Annotated in this window: 18 protein-coding genes; 13 read left to right on the top strand and 5 right to left on the bottom strand. The window is 56.8% G+C overall.

Annotated elements, in window-relative coordinates; all coding sequences use genetic code 11:
• Nucleotides 1-13: 13 nt before the first annotated feature.
• Both A7D27_RS27440 and A7D27_RS21605 read left to right on the top strand, forming a co-directional pair.
• Nucleotides 14-148, top strand: coding sequence for an AlpA family transcriptional regulator (locus A7D27_RS27440; RefSeq protein WP_165679105.1), 135 nt, complete (start codon nucleotides 14-16; stop codon nucleotides 146-148).
• Between the two features lie 311 nt (nucleotides 149-459).
• Nucleotides 460-1,065 carry a hypothetical protein gene (locus A7D27_RS21605; RefSeq protein WP_256557196.1) on the top strand — a complete coding sequence of 202 codons (606 nt, stop codon included), beginning with the start codon at nucleotides 460-462 and terminating at the stop codon, nucleotides 1,063-1,065.
• 228 nt (nucleotides 1,066-1,293) lie between these two features.
• Here the strand turns inward: A7D27_RS21605 and A7D27_RS28100 are convergent, their stop codons facing one another.
• Nucleotides 1,294-1,572, bottom strand: coding sequence for a hypothetical protein (locus tag A7D27_RS28100; protein ID WP_139134158.1), 279 nt, complete (start codon nucleotides 1,570-1,572; stop codon nucleotides 1,294-1,296).
• Nucleotides 1,573-1,752: 180 nt separating this feature from the next.
• Here A7D27_RS28100 and A7D27_RS21600 point away from each other — a divergent pair, with 180 nt between their 5' ends.
• The 9 genes from A7D27_RS21600 to A7D27_RS21560 all read left to right on the top strand — a co-directional run bounded on the left by A7D27_RS21600 (nucleotide 1,753) and on the right by A7D27_RS21560 (nucleotide 13,151).
• On the top strand, nucleotides 1,753-1,968 hold the full coding sequence (locus A7D27_RS21600; RefSeq protein WP_069566053.1) for a hypothetical protein: 216 nt from the start codon (nucleotides 1,753-1,755) through the stop codon (nucleotides 1,966-1,968).
• A gap of 25 nt (nucleotides 1,969-1,993) precedes the next feature.
• On the top strand, nucleotides 1,994-2,362 hold the full coding sequence (locus A7D27_RS21595; RefSeq protein WP_069566052.1) for a hypothetical protein: 369 nt from the start codon (nucleotides 1,994-1,996) through the stop codon (nucleotides 2,360-2,362).
• 43 nt (nucleotides 2,363-2,405) lie between these two features.
• On the top strand, nucleotides 2,406-3,536 hold the full coding sequence (locus A7D27_RS21590) for a hypothetical protein (protein WP_069566051.1): 1,131 nt from the start codon (nucleotides 2,406-2,408) through the stop codon (nucleotides 3,534-3,536).
• Between the two features lie 201 nt (nucleotides 3,537-3,737).
• Entirely contained in the window at nucleotides 3,738-5,657 is a 1,920-nt protein-coding gene (locus A7D27_RS21585; RefSeq protein ID WP_069566050.1) for a class I SAM-dependent DNA methyltransferase, read from the top strand.
• The gene (locus tag A7D27_RS28485) at nucleotides 5,654-7,027 is read left to right on the top strand and encodes a hypothetical protein (RefSeq protein WP_177343742.1); all 1,374 of its coding nucleotides are present in this window, start codon (nucleotides 5,654-5,656) and stop codon (nucleotides 7,025-7,027) included. The genes A7D27_RS21585 and A7D27_RS28485 overlap by 4 nt, the downstream gene beginning before the upstream one ends.
• Complete coding sequence (locus tag A7D27_RS21575) at nucleotides 7,018-7,266, top strand: hypothetical protein (RefSeq protein ID WP_069566048.1); 249 nt, start codon at nucleotides 7,018-7,020, stop codon at nucleotides 7,264-7,266. Before A7D27_RS28485 ends, A7D27_RS21575 begins: the two co-directional genes overlap by 10 nt.
• Before the next feature lie 46 nt (nucleotides 7,267-7,312).
• Nucleotides 7,313-8,248, top strand: a complete 936-nt coding sequence (locus A7D27_RS21570; protein WP_069566047.1) for a GIY-YIG nuclease family protein — start codon at nucleotides 7,313-7,315, stop codon at nucleotides 8,246-8,248.
• 60 nt (nucleotides 8,249-8,308) lie between these two features.
• Entirely contained in the window at nucleotides 8,309-9,775 is a 1,467-nt protein-coding gene (locus A7D27_RS21565) for an ATP-binding protein (RefSeq protein WP_069566046.1), read from the top strand.
• 193 nt (nucleotides 9,776-9,968) lie between these two features.
• Nucleotides 9,969-13,151 carry a type I restriction endonuclease subunit R gene (locus A7D27_RS21560; RefSeq protein ID WP_069566045.1) on the top strand — a complete coding sequence of 1,061 codons (3,183 nt, stop codon included), beginning with the start codon at nucleotides 9,969-9,971 and terminating at the stop codon, nucleotides 13,149-13,151.
• A gap of 752 nt (nucleotides 13,152-13,903) precedes the next feature.
• Here A7D27_RS21560 and A7D27_RS21555 read toward each other — a convergent pair.
• From A7D27_RS21555 to A7D27_RS21540, 4 genes are all read right to left on the bottom strand, one after another.
• On the bottom strand, nucleotides 13,904-14,326 hold the full coding sequence (locus tag A7D27_RS21555; protein WP_240923004.1) for an antitoxin Xre/MbcA/ParS toxin-binding domain-containing protein: 423 nt from the start codon (nucleotides 14,324-14,326) through the stop codon (nucleotides 13,904-13,906).
• Between the two features lie 92 nt (nucleotides 14,327-14,418).
• Nucleotides 14,419-14,793, bottom strand: coding sequence for a hypothetical protein (locus A7D27_RS21550; RefSeq protein ID WP_240923003.1), 375 nt, complete (start codon nucleotides 14,791-14,793; stop codon nucleotides 14,419-14,421).
• 94 nt (nucleotides 14,794-14,887) lie between these two features.
• A complete protein-coding gene (locus tag A7D27_RS21545) occupies nucleotides 14,888-15,184 on the bottom strand; it encodes a hypothetical protein (RefSeq protein ID WP_069566042.1) in 297 nt (98 codons plus the stop codon).
• Nucleotides 15,181-15,738, bottom strand: a complete 558-nt coding sequence (locus A7D27_RS21540; protein WP_069566041.1) for a recombinase family protein — start codon at nucleotides 15,736-15,738, stop codon at nucleotides 15,181-15,183. The genes A7D27_RS21545 and A7D27_RS21540 overlap by 4 nt, the downstream gene beginning before the upstream one ends.
• A 490-nt stretch (nucleotides 15,739-16,228) precedes the next feature.
• Here A7D27_RS21540 and A7D27_RS21535 point away from each other — a divergent pair, with 490 nt between their 5' ends.
• Both A7D27_RS21535 and A7D27_RS28090 read left to right on the top strand, forming a co-directional pair.
• Nucleotides 16,229-17,410 carry a DUF262 domain-containing protein gene (locus A7D27_RS21535; protein ID WP_069566040.1) on the top strand — a complete coding sequence of 394 codons (1,182 nt, stop codon included), beginning with the start codon at nucleotides 16,229-16,231 and terminating at the stop codon, nucleotides 17,408-17,410.
• Entirely contained in the window at nucleotides 17,411-18,544 is a 1,134-nt protein-coding gene (locus A7D27_RS28090; protein ID WP_139134157.1) for an MAE_28990/MAE_18760 family HEPN-like nuclease, read from the top strand.
• Nucleotides 18,545-18,787 lie beyond the last annotated feature (243 nt).

Here is an 18,787-nt window from a genome sequence, read left to right as displayed (position 1 = left end):
GAGCAAGTCACAGATCTATCGGCTCATCCGTAGCGGCGAGTTCCCGGCCCCGGTACGGCTTGGCCCGAATTCGGTCGCCTGGCCTGTCGAGCATGTCCAGGCTTGGATCGCAGACAAGATTCTCGCCTCAGCCGGGCAAATGCCTTGATGAATCGTATTGAGGAGCGCATTCGCGAGATTCGTCGCGGAGTTGGTAGCTCGGCCAAATCGACGCCGTTAGCATCACTCGCGCGCCAGGAGAAATCTCGCGGGGAAAGGGGCAAAGCCACTTCCCAGAGCATGTTCTTGCCCGGCTTTGCCCTCGGAGCCTTTCCCAACCACCTCAACCGGTCGAGCCTGATCGCCCCGATAGCTCGCAATAAGCGGAAAGAACACTCGAAGACCAGGATGGTGACACGCCGAGATTGCGTCCTGGAGTACAGGGGAGAGCAGCTGGATGAGGCGGATGGAGACTTAATCATGGCGTTGATCGCGTTCGCCCAGCCGTTCCCGCTTGGCGACCCCGTTCTGCTGAATCGCAAACAACTGCTCAGGAAGATCAAACGTGGAGTCATCGGCAGCTCGCAATACGAGTGGCTTTATCGAAGCATGAAGCGTTTACGCCAGGCCACGTTGTTCCTCGAGGCGCTCAAACCAGATGGGTCTACCCGATACACGGTTGGGATGATGGAGTCATTCAACATTCTTAAGAGCCTCAGCTATGACAACGAGACCTACTGCTACACGCTCGACCCGCATTGGATTCTGATGTTCGGAAATCGGGAGTACAGCCTGATTGACTGGGGAAAGCGTTTACAGATCCGCCGCGGGCTGGACATGGCCAAAACGCTACAGCGACTGATCGCCACGTCCTCTGACCGAGTGCAACGTTACGCCCTTGAGGGGCTCAGAGCCCAAATGGCATATGGTGGGCGCCTAAGAGACTTCCGTGACAGCCTTGGTCGAGCTGTATGCGAGCTGGAGCGTCTGGAGATCATCGTAAGGGGCTGCATTCAGGACAGCAGCCGGGGCAAGCCACAGTTGGTTCTATGGCTGCCTCCCGAGCGTTTTGACGCAGTGGCATAGCGCCGCGCTTCTGATGGCATAGCGTCGTTCCAGGGTGGCATAGCGTCGCGCAGCAGTGGCATAGCATCGCAGAGAGCGCTTATAACAATTTGATTTTATTAATAAAAAAAGAGAAAAACTGGCTACTACCTTTTATCTACCTTACTTCTACGCACAGAGCCTGTGGATAATCTCCTCCTCCTTCGGCTCACTTGCCCAAGACGCCATGAAAGGCCTCGAAGCACGCGTTTATTCGCGTCGAACCTTGTCCAGCAAAGCCACGACCTGCTCTTCAGTCATGTCTGCCAGGGCTGCTACACCGGCACGGACAACATCCGAACGAGAGGCCCGGAATCCACGCGGAATCAGACTGAGGCGATCAATTTCCTCACTAATTTGGTCTGTCAGCGAGAAGGTGACGCGCTTAAAGACTGCTGCGCTCTGTGTTGGGGTATTCGGTTTGACCATCGTGTTGCCCTGATTGTTATTTAAGAGCAGCAACTTACGTAAGTGAGGTGCGCTTTTCAACCTGTGAAGGCCTTAGCTCGGTTGATCGCACCGCAACAGACTGGCTTCAGGCCAAGCGGGTAGCATGTTGAAAACAACAAGCTTACGTAAGTTGCTTAAGTTAAGCGGATCACCTATGATTCCTCTATAGCAGGTCGCCCCATGTCTGCTCGCCGGAATCTGCCAGCCAGGAGGCGCATCATGGTTGTTGCTGAGTTCACGCTTGATGCAGGGCTCGTCGTGTCTAACGAGTTGCCGATCCTGGATGAAGGTGAGTCGATCATGTTCCGTAGGTGCAGCTACAAGGGTCGGACCTCAATGCTCATCGAGGTACTGAGCGATGGGCGCGTAGCAGACTCAATTGTCTTTCCGGGACTGGTCGCCGGCCGGTTTCCGATAGAGCTGTCTCAGTTGTAGGCGCGTTGGCTAAGTGGAGCGGACGGTGGCCCTGAATTCGCAGTTTCACGACATCTACCTGTCCATGCCAATGGACGCCACCCTGCTGCCCGAGCTCCAAGGCCTTTCGTACTGGGGGCGGACAGTCCACGAGATTCTTCAAGAGGTTAATCCGCGCCGCATGGGTCAACTGGCAGAAGGCCAGGGGTTGCGGACATATATCGAGCGGAAGCAGGGCTATCTCCAGATTGAGGCTGCTCGGCTTGAACGGCTGTGGCGGCGGCTGCACCCGCTGAGTGCTGATGCCGGCTACTTGGCTCGCGCCAATTGGCAGCGACACTGCAAGCTGGCTGTGCGGGAAATGCTGATCGATGAGCTCGCCAAGAGCCTGAGCGGCAGCACAGCCGATATGTAGGAATCGATCGTTCAAATCCATTGATGGCAAAGGAGTTGCGGCTATGTCGGCAGTCAGATCTTTCCTTGGGGCGGTTTGGTCGTATGGCGTTTCACTGCCGCTGTACGTGATGTGGAGCCTCATCGTCAGTTCCGTGAGAGCAGCCTTCGATTTCTTCTACCCGCGTGGCTACAGGCCTTGCAATGAGCTGGCGGATGCGTTCGTCGAGGAGTGCGCCAATCGCCCTGCCGGGCAGTCCGTCCGTTTGCCTTGGGTGGATAGCTCGGCAACCCACTCGGTGGTGATGAACAACACGGGGCGCCTGCTCTCCTATGTGGCTATCGCCAGCGGCTGGTTTGGGGTGGCAGTGAAGAATTCCGGTAACCAGTACCAGCCCAAGCGTACCTATCGCTACTACTACCGCCGCAGCCTGACCGGCAACTGGTTTGCCGAAATCTGGTCAGTGCCGAAGTCCAGCTTCATTGCTGCCGCGCTGGCCATTCCGTTCGTGGACATGGCACGGGACGTGATGCGGGGGCGCACTTTCGTCAAGCAGGACTCCTTCTCCATTGGAGAGTGGGTACCGCTGCCTGGATATGAGGGGCCGATGCTGCTGATGGCCGGGTTGCTGCTGGTGATCTGCTTCCTGCCTCGTGCCATCCTGGGGCGAGGCACACACTTCGCGGCGATAGCGCCGATCAACGGCGGTGCCTTTGGTGGTTATGGCTGTGCCCAGGTCATCAACTGGACGGCGGCAATGGCGGGGCTTTCCTACCTGTGGCTGGCGATGGGCGCAGAGTGGGATGTGAGGGCAGTGGTGAGCTTCATCATCAGTGGCTTCTCGGCCTTCGCGAGCGAGCTCATGGCAAGCATGGTCGATCCGGGACCGCAGGTTCTGTTGATGATCCCCGTCGTGATTGCAGTGGGAATCCTGTTTGGCATGGCCTGGACGGTGATCCCGGCAGCAGCTTTCTGGTACGTCTCCCTGCGCTTTATCGCTGCGCGCAACACCAAGGCACAGCTTGAGGCTCTGCCGTTCAACTCGACCCAGGCTGCCATGTACCTGGGTAGCGACTTCGAAAAGCTCGCCGAGCTGCGTGCGCCACAGGTAACTCTCGGCTACTGGGTATACATGGGCCTGATGGTCGGCATCATCCTCTATCCCATCCAGACTTGGATGCGGTCCCTTTTCTGATCTCTCCAGACGCGCTATGCGATGAAAGCCCCACACAGTGGGGCATTTACCGGGCTCACAGGTTCGGAAAATCAGCACCTTAGCCGGCCCCAGCTACTGGTCCGAAGCTATCCAACCGGTTAAGGTGCGGCATCAATCAAACATAGCTCGCAGGGAAGTGACGCGGCGCCGCCTTCCCCGCACCCGTGGAAGGAATACAGCGTGAACCAGCAAAACCTCGCCGACTTCATCTGGAACGTGGCCGACGTGCTGCGCGGCGATTTCAGACAGTCCATCTACGGTCGCATCATCCTGCCTTTCACCCTGCTGCGCCGGCTGGAGTGCGTGCTGGAGCCGACCCGCGACAAGGTGCGCAGCCAGTACGAGAGCATGAAGGCCAGTGGCGTGGACATGGACCTGATCCTGCCGACCACTGCAGGTGCCACCTTCTACAATGTCTCGCAGTTCTCGTTGGCGAGTGTGGGCTCCACCAGTACCCGCGCCAACCTGGAGGACTACGTCGCCAAGTTCTCCGCCAACGCCCGCCAGGTGTTCGAGCACTTCGCCTTCTCCGATTGGCTGGTTCAGCTCGACAAGGCCAACCTGCTATATCTGGTGACGCAGAAGTTCGCCAGCATCGACCTGCACCCGGAAACCATCAGCAACCACGAGATGGGCCTGGTGTTCGAGCACCTGATCCGCAAGTTCGCCGAATCCGCCAACGATACCGCCGGGGAGTTCTTCACCCCGCGTGACGTGGTACGCCTGGCCACCACCCTGGTGTTCGCCCCGGATCATCAGGCGCTCAATGGCGAAGGCGTGGTGCGCACCGTGTACGACTGCGCCGCCGGCACCGGCGGCTTCCTGTCCTCGGCCATCGAGCAGGTGGCCGAGTGGAACCCCAATGCCCGCCTGGTGCCTTACGCCCAGGAACTGAACCCCGAGACCTACGCCATCTCGGTGGCGGACAAGCTGATCCAGGGCTTCGAGACCCGCAACATCACGCTCGGCAACACCCTGTCCAACGACCAGCTGCCCCATGAGCAGTTCGACTACTGCCTGGCCAACCCGCCGTTCGGCGTGAAGTGGGAGAAGGTGCAGAAGCAGGTGCAGGGCGAGCACAGCCAGCAAGGCTACGCCGGCCGCTTCGGCCCCGGCCTGCCGCGCGTGGGCGATGGTTCGCTGCTATTCCTCATGCACCTGCTGTCCAAGCGCAAACCCATCGAGCTGGGCGGCAGCCGCATCGGCATCGTGCTGTCCGGCTCGCCGCTGTTCAATGGTGGCGCAGGCTCCGGCGAGTCGGAGATCCGTCGCTGGATTCTGGAGAACGACTGGCTGGAAGCGATCATCGCCCTGCCCACCGACCTGTTCTACAACACCGGCATCGGCACCTATATCTGGGTGCTGTCCAACCACAAGGACGCGCTGCGCAAGGGCAAGGTGCAGCTGATCGACGCATCCAGCATGCATGCCCCTATGCGCAAGAGCCTCGGTAGCAAGCGCAAGTACCTGTCGGACGAGCAGATTGCCGATATCGCCAAGCTGCACGAGGCCTTCGAGGAAGGCCCGAACTCGAAGATCTTCGCCACCACCGACTTCGGCTACCGCCGCATCACCGTCGAGCGTCCGCTACGCCTGCGTTTTTCGGTGACGCCGGACAAGCTTGCCGTTTACCGGGACACCAAGGGCGCCGATCAAGTCGAAGCCTTTGCCGCCGTGCAGGGCGAGTTCGACAACCTGCCGGCCTTCCTCAAGGCCGCCGGTATCAAAAAGCTCGGCAAGGGCGCACTGAAAGCCGCGCTGGCCTGCTTTGGCGAGCGCGACGCCAACGCCCAGTCGGTGCTGGACGACAAGGGTAATCTGCAGGCCGACTCCGACCTGCGCGAGTTCGAGAATGTGCCGCTCAGCCAGAACATTGACGACTACTTCGCCCGCGAAGTGCTGCCCCATGTGCCGGATGCCTGGATCGACACCGGCAAGACGGACGAGAAGGACGGTCTGGTCGGCATCGTCGGCTACGAGATCAACTTCAACCGCTACTTCTACGTCTACCAGCCGCCGCGCCCGCTGGCCGAGATCGATGCCGACCTCAAAGCCGTGGAAGCCGAGATCGCCGCACTGCTGGGCGAGGTCACGGCATGAGTCATTACAAGCCCTATCCGGCCTACAAGGACTCCGGAGTGGAGTGGTTGGGGCGGGTTCCGGAGCATTGGCAGATCAAGCGCCTCAAGCACATTGCCAATGTGCAAACTGGCGTAGCCAAGGGCAAAGATAACGAAGGCAAAGACACCATCGAGGTTCCCTATCTGCGCGTCGCCAACGTGCAGGATGGATATTTGTCGCTGGATGACGTGGCCACCATCGAGATTCCTCGGGAAGACCTGACGCGCTACAGCCTGCAGCCCGGCGATGTGCTGATGAACGAGGGAGGCGACTTCGACAAGCTGGGGCGTGGCAGTGTCTGGCAGGGAGAGATCGAGCCCTGCATCCACCAGAACCATGTTTTTGCTGTAAGACCTACTGCTGTGTCATCGGCCTGGTTGAACGCCTTCACCGGATCACTAGCTGCTCAGTTCTACTTCATGGGACGCGCCAAGCAGAGCACCAATCTGGCCTCCATTTCCTCCAGCAATATCATGGAGCTGCCGGTGGCAATACCGCCTGCAAATGAAGTTAATCTGCTGCTTGCCCACCTCGACCGCGAAACCGTCCGCATCGATGCGCTGATCGAAAAGAAAACCCGCTTTATCGAACTGCTGCGTGAAAAGCGCCAGGCGCTTATCACCCATGCCGTCACCAAGGGCCTCGACCCCAGCGTGAAGATGAAAAACTCCGGCGTGGAGTGGCTGGGGGAGGTGCCGGAGCATTGGCAAACGATGAGTCTGGCACGGGTCACAGTTGCTCGATGTGACGGGCCTTTTGGCAGCGCAATCAAGAGTGAAAACTATACGGACTCTGGTGTTCGGGTCATCCGACTACAGAACATTGGTATTGGTGAGTTCAAAGATGGTGATCAGGCGTTTCTTTCTCCTGAATACCGCTCCCAAGTTATTGGCAACAGCCATGACGTTGAGCTGGGGGATCTGCTGATTGCAGGGTTGGGCGACGAGAACAATCCGTTGGGGCGAACCTGTGTTGCTCCCGATTCGCTCGGGGATGCAATCGTCAAGGCAGACTGCTACCGCTTCCGGCTAGACAGGAGCAAGGCTCTTCCTTCTTTCCTTGCCTTACAGTTGACAGCGACTGCCCGAGTTGAGTGTGGATTTATCTCTACCGGATCTACCAGGGAGCGCTTGAATCTCGGACTGGCTGCGAGCCGAGTCATCGCATTGCCACCTTCAATCGAAGAGCAGTCAGCCATCGTTGAGCAGACGGCCATGGCCACCGTGAGACTGGATGCTCTGCTCAGTAAAACCGGGCGCAGCGTCGAACTCTTGAAAGAGCGCCGCTCCGCCCTGATCACCGCCGCCGTCACCGGCCAGATTGATCTGCGAGACGCCGCATGCCACTAGCCTGCGATGAGGATGGATCGCGCGATGAACTGCTGTGCTGCGATTTCATCGCCTGCTACGACTGTCTGTATCAAGGCGTGCCCGCCGATATCCGCCACTGGGCGGATGGCGGACAGACGGCGCTCTGCCCGCAGTGCGGGCTGGACTTCGTGCTGGGTTTTGACGGGACAGTGGATCGTGACCTGCTGATCGAGGCCAACAAGGCTCGATTCCCATGGCGCTGGAAGGATGCCCCATGAATTATTTGTCCATGCCAACCCGGCCAGTGAAGATGGAGGTAGCAAGATGAGCCAGGGCCGCAGCCTGCGCCTATTTCTGGTGGATGGCACGCCCAATGGCCTGCTCACCGCCGAGATCATGAACTGGACCGGCCATGTGCTGACCGGTCCGCGTTCCAGGCTGGCCGAACTGGTGCAGCGCCCCGAGTGCGCGCGCACCGGCGTGTACTTTCTGGTCGGCCCTGACCCGGACAACAGCCTGCGTTCGAAGGTGTATATCGGCGAGTCAGACGATGTGGCCAAGCGCCTGAAGAGCCATAACCGCCCGGAGGATGCCGGCGGCAAGGACTTCTGGGAGCGCGTCTGCCTGGTCACCAGCAAGGACCAGAACCTGACCAAGGCCCATGTGAAGTACCTGGAAAGCCTGCTGATCGGCATCGCCGGCAACCTCGGCCGCTGCGAGCTCGTCAACGGCACCGCCCATGAGTACGTCAGCCTGCCTGAGTCCGACCGCGCCGATATGGCCTTCTTTCTGGAGCAGATCCGCACCGTGCTGCCGGTGCTGGGCTTCGACTTTTTGCGTGAGCTGACCAAGCCTTCCGCGCCGGCTGCGACCAGCACGGCCGCACCGGTCAGCCGCTCGCCGCGCTTCAGCCTGGAGGTGCCACGCTATCGTCTCAGCGCCCAGGGCCAGGAAATCGACGGCGAATTCTTCGTGCTCAAAGGCTCCAAGGCCCGCGCCGAATGGGTGGGCACCGAGCGCGGCTACCAGGGCTTGTTCAAACAACTGGTCGACGAGGGTGTTCTGGTCGCCGATGGCGGTGAGCACCTGACCTTCAGCGACGACTACGCCTTTAGTAGTCCCAGCGCGGCAGCGGCGGTGGTCTGTGGTCGTTCTGCCAATGGTCGAACCGCCTGGGTGGTGGAAGGCACAGGGCAAACTTATGCCGCCTGGCAAGATGTGCAGGTGGGTGAAATTGAGACCAGTGCCAGCAGTGAATAGCCAGGTAGTGACTTTATTGATCGGAGTCTTGGCTTTGATACCAAGCTTGAGAGGCAACGCATGACGTTGGAACGAAACGCCGACTATCTCATCAGCCTGGTGCGTGAGCTATGCAAGCTCCCGGCTGAAACCTCATGGCTGGAGTTCAAGCGCAATAATGCCGACCCGCAGGAGATCGGTGAGTATCTGGCGGCCCTGTCCAATGCGGCTGCACTGGACGGTAAGAGCAATGCCTATCTGGTCTGGGGCGTAGATGACAAGACCCACGAAATCGTGGGCACGACCTTTGTACCGCAGGCCGCCAAGAAAGGTAACGAAGAGCTGGAAAGCTGGCTGCTGCGCCTGCTAAGTCCGCGTCTGCATTTTCGTTTCCATGCGTTTGAGGTAGATGAAAAGCCTTTGGTGCTGCTGGAGATTCCCGGCGCCCACAGTAAACCCACGAGTTTTGAAGGGCGCGAGCTGATCCGCATCGGGTCGAACAAGAAGCCCTTGAAAGACTTCCCCGAGCAGGAACGGGCGCTCTGGCGTGTATTTGACCGGACGCCCTTTGAGGAACTATCGGCAGCCAGTGATCTGGATGCTGCTGAAGCCCTTGCGCTGCTGGACTACCCCGCGTATTTCGATCTGCTCGGTTTGCCACTGCCGACTGACCAAGCAGGGATTCTCAGCCGCCTGCAAGAGGACGGCATGCTGCGCTGTGATCAGGCCAGGCGCTGGGAGGTTACCAATCTCGGTGCGATTCTCTTCGCCCGTGAGCTGAAGAAGTTCAAGGGCCTGGCGCGCAAGGCCGTGCGCTTGATCGTGTATGAAGGAAAGGGGCGGCTGAAGACTTTGCGTGAGCAGGTGGGGCACAAAGGCTATGCCAGTGGCTTCGAGGGGCTGATCGAGTACCTCAGCGCGTTGTTGCCGCGTAATGAGGTGATTGGCAAGGCGCTGCGCAAGGAGGTGCCGATGTACCCGGATCTGGCAGTGCGCGAGCTGATTGCCAATGCCCTCATTCATCAGGATTTCTCGGTCTCGGGTGCGGGGCCGATGGTGGAGATCTTCGATGATCGACTAGAGATCACCAATCCGGGGGAGCCGCTGGTCGACGTGGACCGCTTTCTCGACAGCCCTCCGCGCTCACGCAATGAGGCACTGGCCTCCTTCATGCGAAGGGTCGGTATCTGTGAGGAACGTGGCAGCGGAGTGGACAAGGTGGTGGTTGAATCCGAGATCTTTCAGCTGCCGCCACCGCGCTGGGAGCGACCAGATGGTTCGCTGCGCGTGGTGCTTTTTGCCCACCGGGCGCTTAAGGAGATGGACAAGCAGGAGCGCGCCCATGCCTGCTACCTGCATGCCTGCTTGCGATATGTCCTTCGCGATCCGATGACCAACACTTCGTTGCGCGAGCGCTTTGGCATCGATGCGAAGAATAGTGCGATGGCCTCGCGCATCATCAAGGATGCCCGGGAGGCGAAGCTGATCAAGCCCTATGAAGAGGGGCAGGCCAACAAGAATTCGCGCTACCTGCCTTATTGGGCCTGATGATTTATTTGACGGGTATTTGATCGGAGACCTGCCGCAAGGTGCATTGCTCCAGCGTAAGCCCTCTGTCTCGCGGGTTTGCGGTCTTGGCAGGAGCTGTTTTTTATTTGATGGGTATTTGACTGGCCGCCCGGCAGCTTCGATTACGCTGCTTTGTCAGGTCGGTAATACCCCGCAGTCCAAAGGAATGACCATGAGCCACATCCACCACGAATGCGAACTGGAACGCCATATCGTCGAGCAGCTTGAGGCTGCCGGCTGGCGGGTGGGCAAGTCTGCCGACTATGACCAGGGAAGGGCGCTATTTCCCGAGGATGTGCTGGGTTGGCTGGAAGACAGCCAGCCGCAGGCTATGGCCAAGATCCTTGCCATGAATGGCGTCGGAACTCGTGATGTGGTGCTGGATCGCCTGGCCAAGCAGCTGGAGAACAAGGTCGATGGCGGCACGGTGAATGTGCTGCGTTATGGCTTTGCCGTGGCGGGTGGCGGCACTCTGGCTATGAGCCAAGCACTGCCTGAGGACGAGCGCAACGACACTGTCATTGCCCGCTATGCGGCCAACCGCCTGCGTGTGGTGCCGCAGCTGCGCTACTCGCTGGATAAGGCTGACGAGATCGACCTGGCCTTTTTTATCAACGGCATCCCGGTGGCTACGGTGGAGCTGAAGACCGATTTCACCCAGTCGGTGCAGGCCGCTATGCAGCAGTACCGCATGGATCGCCGACCTGAGCGCAAGAGTGGCGGCCTGGAGCCGCTGCTGACTTTCAAGCGAGGCGCGGTGGTGCACTTCGCCATGAGCGACAGCGACATCCGCATGACCACCAGGCTGGCCGGGGATTCGACCTTCTTCCTGCCGTTCAACCGGGGTAACGATGGCGCTGCTGGCAACCCGCCGGGCGAGAACGGCCACTACCCGGTGAGCTATTTCTGGGAGCGGGTGCTGCAAAAGGACAACTGGCTGCACATCTTCCACCGCTTCGTGCTGCAGGAGCGCAAGGAAGCCCAGGACGTCAACGGCAAGACCTATTTCAAGGAAGGCCTGATCTTTCCGCGCTTCCATCAGTGGGAAGGCGTGACCAAGATGATCGACGCGGTGCGGGTTGAGGGGGCCGGGCAACCGTACCTGATCCAGCACAGTGCCGGCTCGGGTAAGACCAATACCATCGCCTGGACCGCGCATTCGCTGATTCGCGTGCGCCGCCCGGATGGCGAGCCGTATTTCCACAGCGTGATTGTGGTGACCGATCGGCAGGTGCTGGACCAGCAGCTGCAGGACGCCATCCAGCAGATCGAGCACCAGGCCGGCGTGGTCTGCGCCATCGACCGCCAGCAATCGAGCCTGCCCAAGAGCCAGCAACTCGCCAAGGCCATGCTGGATGGCGTGCCGATCATCGTCTGTACCCTGCAGACCTTCCCTTATGCGCAGAAGGCCATCCTTGGCGAACAGAGCCTGCGTAACCGCCGCTTCGCCATCATCATCGACGAGGCGCACAGCTCTACCGGGGGCAGCACAGCGGACGATCTGCGCTATGTGCTAACCGGGCAGAGCGAGGCGGAGTGGGAGAAGCTTTCCAAGGAGGAGCGACTGTCCGTATGGCAGAGCTCGCGTTCGCGTCCCGAAAATGCCAGCTATTTCGCCTTCACCGCCACGCCCAAGCATTCGACGCTGAGCCTGTTCGGCCGCCCGCGCAATCCGGCGCAGCCCGTCAGCACAGAAAACCCGCCGGCACCGTTTCACCTCTACACCATGCAGCAGGCCATCGATGAAGGCTTCATCCTCGATGTGCTGAAGAACTACACCAGCTACGAGGTGGCGTTCAAAATCGGCAGCGAGATGGTTGATGACAAGCGCGTGGATGAGAAGAGCGCCGGGCGCAAGCTGGCCAAGTGGCTCTCGCTCAACCCGGTGAATGTGGGGCAGAAGGTCGAGCTGGTCGTCGAGCATTTCCGCAAGAACGTGGCGCACCTGCTCGGTGGCCAGGCCAAGGCCATGGTGGTGACCAGCTCGCGTGCGGCGGCTGTGAAGTACCACCTGGCGCTGGAGGATTACTGCAAGCGCAAGGGCTACGACAACGTGCAGGCGATGGTGGCCTTCTCCGGTGAGGTGCCCAACACGGATGTGCAAGCACCTAGTCTGCCGGCGGATCACCAGTTCAGTGAAACCAACCTGAACCCCGGCCTGCATGGCCGCGATATGCGCAAGGTGTTCGACACCCCGGATTACCGGGTGATGATCGTTGCCAACAAGTACCAGACTGGCTTCGACCAGCCCAAGCTGGTGGCCATGTACCTGGATAAGAAGATATCCGGCGTGGAGGCGGTGCAGACGCTGTCGCGCCTGAACCGCACCTTCCCCGGCAAGGACAAGACCTTCGTCATCGACTTCGCCAACAAAGCCGAAGAGATTCTCGCGTCGTTCAAGACCTTTTACCGCGATGCCCAGGTGGCGGACATCCAGGATCCGAACATCGTCTACGACATCAAGCAGCGTCTGGATGGCATGTTCATCTACGAGCAGGCCGAAGTGGAGGCCTTCGGCGATGCCATCGTCGATCCGAAGGTGACGCACCAGAAGCTGTTCTCGCTGACCCAGGCACCCACCGACCGCTTCAACGGAAAGCTGAAGACGCTCAACGACGCCATCGACCAGTGGGAAAAGGCCTGGGAGAAGGCCCACGACGAGGGCAACGACAAGGACATGGAGTACGCCGACGTCCAGCGCTCGGAGTACTGCAAGGCCCGCGACGAGCTGATGATCTTCAGCGAGAGCCTGACCAAGTTCGTGCGCAGCTACGAATACATCGCCCAGCTCATCGATTTCGGCGACCCGAGCCTGGAGGCCTTCGCCAGCTATGCCCGCCTGCTGCGTAAGCGGCTCAGGGGCATTACGGCGGAGCAGGTGGATCTCGGCGACCTCAAGCTCAGCCACTACAAGATCAAGAAGGGCGGCAACCTCAGTGGCGTTGGTGTGCAGGCGGAAACGCCTGGACTCTACGGTATGACCGACAACGGCCTGCGCGATGCCCGTGACCGCGAGAAGAAGTACCTCACCGAGTTGATCGAGAAGCTCAACAACGCCTTCGGCAAGGACATCACCGACACCGACCAGGTGGCGTTTGCCGTGCACGTTTCCGAGAAGCTACGCGCCGACAGCGTGGTGATGGCCCAGGTGCAGAACAACACCATGGAGCAGGCCATGAAGGCCGACCTGCCCACGAAAGCCATCTCCGCCATCGCCGCCGCCATGAACAGCCACACCAGCATGGCGACCAAGCTGCTCAGCGACGAGTCGATGCGGGATGTGTTCTTGACGGTTGTCTACGAGTTGCTGAAGAAGGATGCGGGAACGGATTTGCTGGGTGCTGCGCGAGATTGATTGCGTACGCACTCGCTCTGCTAGGGAAGGATGGCTCTTCGTTCTTGAGAGATCAGCTCACCCATGACATCTGTGTCCGCAAGCCTACTGTCACGCGCTGTGTGAATCAGTCTCTCGCGGCCTGTACTTGCCCACCCCTTAGCGTCGTCATCGATAGCTAGGTGGTACTCCGTCGAACTCGGGGATCAGCAGTCGCTTCAAGAATGAGGTAATGCACGGCGGGATCTCATAGTGTTACGGAGATAACCTGCCAATCATTGCCATTTAATGGCAATGATTGGCAGGTTATGGCGCAATTGTGGATCTTCAGGAAGTAATTAGATGGCAATCATTGGCAATGATTGGCTTTCATTGCCAATGATTGCCATCAATTCGGCTGCCAGCAGCTGTCTTGCTCGCGCCTGAGCGCGGCTCTTCGCTTACCAGGGCTGCTCTGTCGATAAATGTCTTCGAGGCTGGCCGAATTACCGTGTTTAGGCGGCATAAATGCCGCTGTATCACAGGCTGAACGCTGTTGGTGTATCACACGTTGCACGCGGTCCCTGTATCACACGCTGCACGCTCAAAAATCAGTGCGAGACTATTACGGGTAGACAAATAGGGTGATACACCGAGACCTGAAAATGGCCGCTCAGCGTAGGAGTGAGATCGGGTTTACGTGTCGATCCCGGCTGTAGAGTTTGTGTTGTCGGCAGTGAAGCGAAATCCGCGTCTTGGTGTGTCATCCATCGATCCACGGCCGGCCGCACTGACTACAAAACGAAACCCTCGGCCAGCTGTGTGAGCAGTTCCTCGACGAGCCAGGCCCCTGCCGTAGATATCAGCATCTGAATTGGCGAGTTGCCGGAGAACCTGTCTTGGGGCTTCGAGAGCCAGCGCTGCGCCTTATCACGAGAGCCAAAAAGGATCTCGGCCACCACGATCGTATGCACGACGCGAAAGAGTCGGTCGCTCTCATCTGCAGACAGTCGATTATCTGGTGAAGCGTCCGGAACCGTAACTCTGTCTGTTGGGCGTTGCTTTTGCCCAAGGGCTGGCGTGACTTGCTCACACGCATGGGCATTGATGTCACCGTTCCTGAGCAGCGTTGCCAAGTGAGCTACAGTGATGTCACCGTTCCTGAGCAGCGTTGCCAAGTGAGCTACAGGGATGCCGTTGATGATGTGCGAATGCACGTCTACATCAGTTGCGTGCTCTGGTAGGCCTAGCAGCCTCGCCCTGCGTTGGCGGTAATCCTCCGCCTGGATTCCTAAAAGCATGGAGCACCTCAGATGGCAGAAATCACGCGTCCTACGTAAGCCAGCTCGTTGAGCTGGATATCAAGAGGCTCGTGCAAATCGGGCAGTAGCGGGTGCAGTAGCAGCTGAGACTCACCCGGATGCTCGACCCTGCCGATATAGGCTGTGCCAGCCTTGTGGCTGAAGTAGCAATGGATCTGATCCCGCCGCTCGTAGAAGTCGTCGACGTTCATCGCGTACACATCGGTGCTGATCAAGAACAGCATCGCCGTGTGATGTACTCGATAACCAGGCCTCAGCCAGAATCCGCGCTTGCGTACGACCTTGCCAGGCGGCACCTCCAGATATTCCGCGAAGCTCGGGACGGCCCCTTGATCCAGATAGGGCCCAATCTGTGTCGCCATCAGCACAGGGCATCCGCTATAGGTGCGCTCTCGGTTTCGCATGAGTCCCTCACTATCGGCGCTTTCGGTGAAAGGCTAAAGCGTTGCTATTCGCTCACAGCTCGGTGTTTTGGTCGCCCCCCAAGCTCCCGTGAACAGTCTGATCACTGGGGACGAGAGACGTTGCTTTCATCCAGGCAATCACGCCACCGATGATGAGGCTGGCGATTGCCGCCAAAGGAAAAGGAATAATCCTGGTGAGCAGAACGAGGGCGAGCGCGCCGGCAGTGCCGCCCCCGGCAATTGCCCCAAGCATAGGGGTTCTGCGAAACGCAGCGATGAGGCAACAAATGCAGTCAACCAAGAGCAGCAGCGCGCCAAGATAGAGCACCTCCAGTTCGGTTTCGATCACGCTTTGCTGGCCTGTTGGCGATACTTGTAGAGGGTGCTTCGGCTGATCCTCAGCGCCTTGCATATCTCGTCGGGCGTACGATTCTGATCACCTGCCAGGGCTTGTATCGCAGCAATCGTTTCTGGCGGCACACCAGGCCGCCCGCCTTGCCGCCCCCTGGCACGTGCCGCTTCGAGGCCGGCAAATGTGCGTTCTCGAATCAGGTTTCTCTCGAACTCCGCCATCGCAGCGAAAACATGGAAAACCAGGCGGCCGGCAGCGCTGGTGGTGTCGATCTGTTCCTTCAGGCTTTCCAGGCCCACGCCAGTGGATTCGAGGTTGGCAGTGAGGCGCAGCAACTCGGACATCGAGCGGCCCAGGCGGTCAAGCCGCCAGACAACCAAAACATCGCCAGATCTTGCAAATGCCAGCGCTTCATCAAGGCCGGGGCGCGATGCTTTGGCACCACTCATCTTGTCGCTGAAGATCCGCTCGCAACCGGCAGCGGTCAGCGCGTCATGCTGAAGATCGAGCTGCTGATCATCCCGTGATACTCGCGCGTACCCAATCTTCATTGTCCGAATTCTCGTCAGCATGGAGGGTTTACGTATTTTGATTTAAAGACGAGTTTAAATCAATCGTAAGCGCTGACTATTGGGCGTCGAGAGAGGTAGCTGTACGTGTCCGTAAAACAACCGTTTAAAAGACTCGAAAGGTTTTGCTAGATTGGTATTGAGGAGGGGGTGAACTGATTGGAGGGGCTACCAGTCACGGTGATTTTTGTGGCGATACTCAGGTCGAGTTGTGCGTAGTGCGTGATTATCCTGAATCGCGACGCCGAATTCCTTGAGTTGTTAACATTAGGCCAGTAGCCTGCGATGACAGGGCGATTGTAGGTGTCACTTTACGTGGTTGGCCTAGTAGGCAAGTACTGTTGTGTGTTAATAGAGTGTTGTTTAACTCATGGGCTGACTTTTGTTGGGCTCACATAATGTATCGCTAAGCTAGCAACATAGCTTATAGTTGATATGAATTGATATTAGGATTTGTGTGGAGGGGTTATGTATGGGATTGTTCGACGGTGAATTAATAGTTCCTGAGCGCGAAGTGATAGGCAATGTCACTCTGTCAGACGAAGAAATAAATAAAAAATACAGGGATGGAGAGATTAGGATCGTGACTGAGCAGGCACGCTATCCACTCAATACCATATCTGCAATGGTTCATAGTGAGCAGTACAAGTTGAATCCGGAGTATCAGCGGCGACATCGCTGGGATAATGCGAAGAGATCGAAACTGATTGAGTCGCTGATAATGAACGTGCCTTTGCCCCCCATTTTTTTGTATGAGTATGAATATTCTAATTACGAAGTGATGGATGGTTTGCAACGCCTAACGGCTATTTCCTCATTCTACGAGGATGAGTTTGCCCTTGAGGGTTTGACTAAGTGGCCTGAGTTGAATGGTAAGAAATACAGTAACTTGCCAATGCTTGTTCAGCAGGGTGTAGATAGGCGCTATATTTCCTCAATTATTTTGTTGCATGAGACTGCAAAGAGTAAAGAGGAAGCCGAAGTTTTAAAACAGATGGTTTTTGACCGAATTAATAGTGGGGGGGAGAAGTTGACTCCTCAAGAGAAAAGGAATGCCAACTACGATGGGAGATTAAATCGTCTTTGCATCAAGCTGTCATCAAACAATTACCTGTGTGATATGTGGGATATTCCGCGGGATGGCAATGGCTTAGACCTTGTCCATTCCGAACGGGCTGGCAATAAGCTATTTAAGACAATGGCTGATGTTGAGTTGGTATTGAGGTTCTTTGCGTATAGGCAAAGAAAGGAGCTTCAAAAGGGGTCTTTGGAGTCTTACTTGGACTTCTTTCTTGAGAGGGGAAACTACTTTCCTGATGAGGTTTTAACTAGGTTCGAGGTGTTGTTTGAAGACACAATAAAGCTTGCATATGACATTTTTGGTGATTCTGCATTTTATTTGTATAGGCAAAGAAAAACAGGGTGGGGGTGGTATGAGAGGCCTACCACGGCAGTCTATGATCCAATGATGATGTCGCTGAGCGAGCGTCTTTCAAGTAAAGATATACTGGTGGGGCGTAGAGAGGAAATTTGCGATGAGCTAATCGAATTTTACAAGGTGAATTACGATAAGTTTGAGGGTAGAAATACCAATCCTTCTGCTCTAGAGGAGAGAGACTCAAAATTTAATGAGTTCTTTGATAGGTTTGTCTAAATGCTGCGCTCATTGGATGACTTTAACTCAAGTGTCGAAAAGCTCCTTGCGCATCTGGCTTACGAAAAGGAAAGCCAGTTGTTTTTCAGGGATGGATTGAGGTTGTGTAAGGGAGGTTCTGAGCTTGAGGTCGAATTCAGAAAATTTGTTGAAGGGGTGGTGGGTGGTTCAGCGCTCAGGACAAAGATTTTCTCTTATCAGAATGCAATCATTTCTATCTATGGTTACTTGGAAAGATTTGTTGAAGAAGTAATTGTTGAGTATTTGAAGCGTGTGTCTGAGGTTTGTCCCGAATATGGCAAGCTACCGGTTGCCGTAAGAAAAAATCACCTTGGACTTTCCATGGACTTGATCAATAAAATTCAAAAAAATAAGGGGTGGTCTGAAGCGGATAGGAAAGCAAGGCTCAGTGATGCTGTGAGTAATATGAATCACTTTTTAAGTGAGCAGGGTGAGTTAAAGGTAAATCATGATGCGTTTACAAGCCATACTTCGAATTTTCGTTATGACACCATACATGAAGTATTTTCACGAATAGGAATTGATGCCATATCAAGGCAATGTCTAAGTAATCGGATTTTGCTGGCTGCTCTTTGTGGTAGGCATGGGCTGGAGGAGGACGCTAGTCACAAGGTTTTAGTCTCACTTCTAACTGCTGAGTTGGATGATTTGGCGCAAAGAAGGAATGAAATCGCACACGGTGTTAGAATTGACGAAATTGAATCATCCGAGCTGACAAACTTTAGGGTTAGATTGATTGCTGCCTACGTTTGGGCTGTCGCTGAAGTTGTTGAGGGGCATCTTTGGCAGTATATTTTTGAGGTCTCGTCGAAGATTCCATTAGGGAAGCCTGATTGTATTTTTCCGAAAATTAAGGTGATTGGTTTTGAGGGTGTTGCTCTGCAGGCTGATTACAGCGGTTCTCGTAGAGTCTCTGTGGGGGATATGCTGTTTGCTGTTAATGAGAAATCTTCGGAGCAGTGTCTCTACGGGCGAATAATTTCATTGCAGTACGATGGTGCTGCTCAAGAGTTCATAGAGCTCCCCTGTGATGGCGATGTTTCCATGAAGGTAGAGCTTGAGCTGTCTGAAAACTTTAAAAAGCGTTCACTGTTCGTTGTCGTGAGAGCGTGAATAAGCATATTTGTGGCTGCTCTTAACCCCTTGCTCTCATTCGATACCAATGGGCTCGTTTTGAATGGCTTCATCCTGGCCTTGTGCTGCATGTGGCTTGCCCATGCCTGTTTTCGCATTGCGAAATGAGCATTTAATTTCGCAATGCGAAATTGGGTGGCGTGTTGTTGGTGAGGCCTTCTATCTCTCTCGCTGAATGCCCAGCGATTTTGCATGCGTTGCGGGGTAAGGCTAGTAGGTGAG

It is taken from the genome of Pseudomonas sp. 1D4 (genome assembly GCF_001728925.1).
GTDB classification, from domain to species: Bacteria; Pseudomonadota; Gammaproteobacteria; order Pseudomonadales; family Pseudomonadaceae; genus Metapseudomonas; species Metapseudomonas otitidis.
This window is presented reverse-complemented; position numbering and strand designations above follow the sequence as displayed.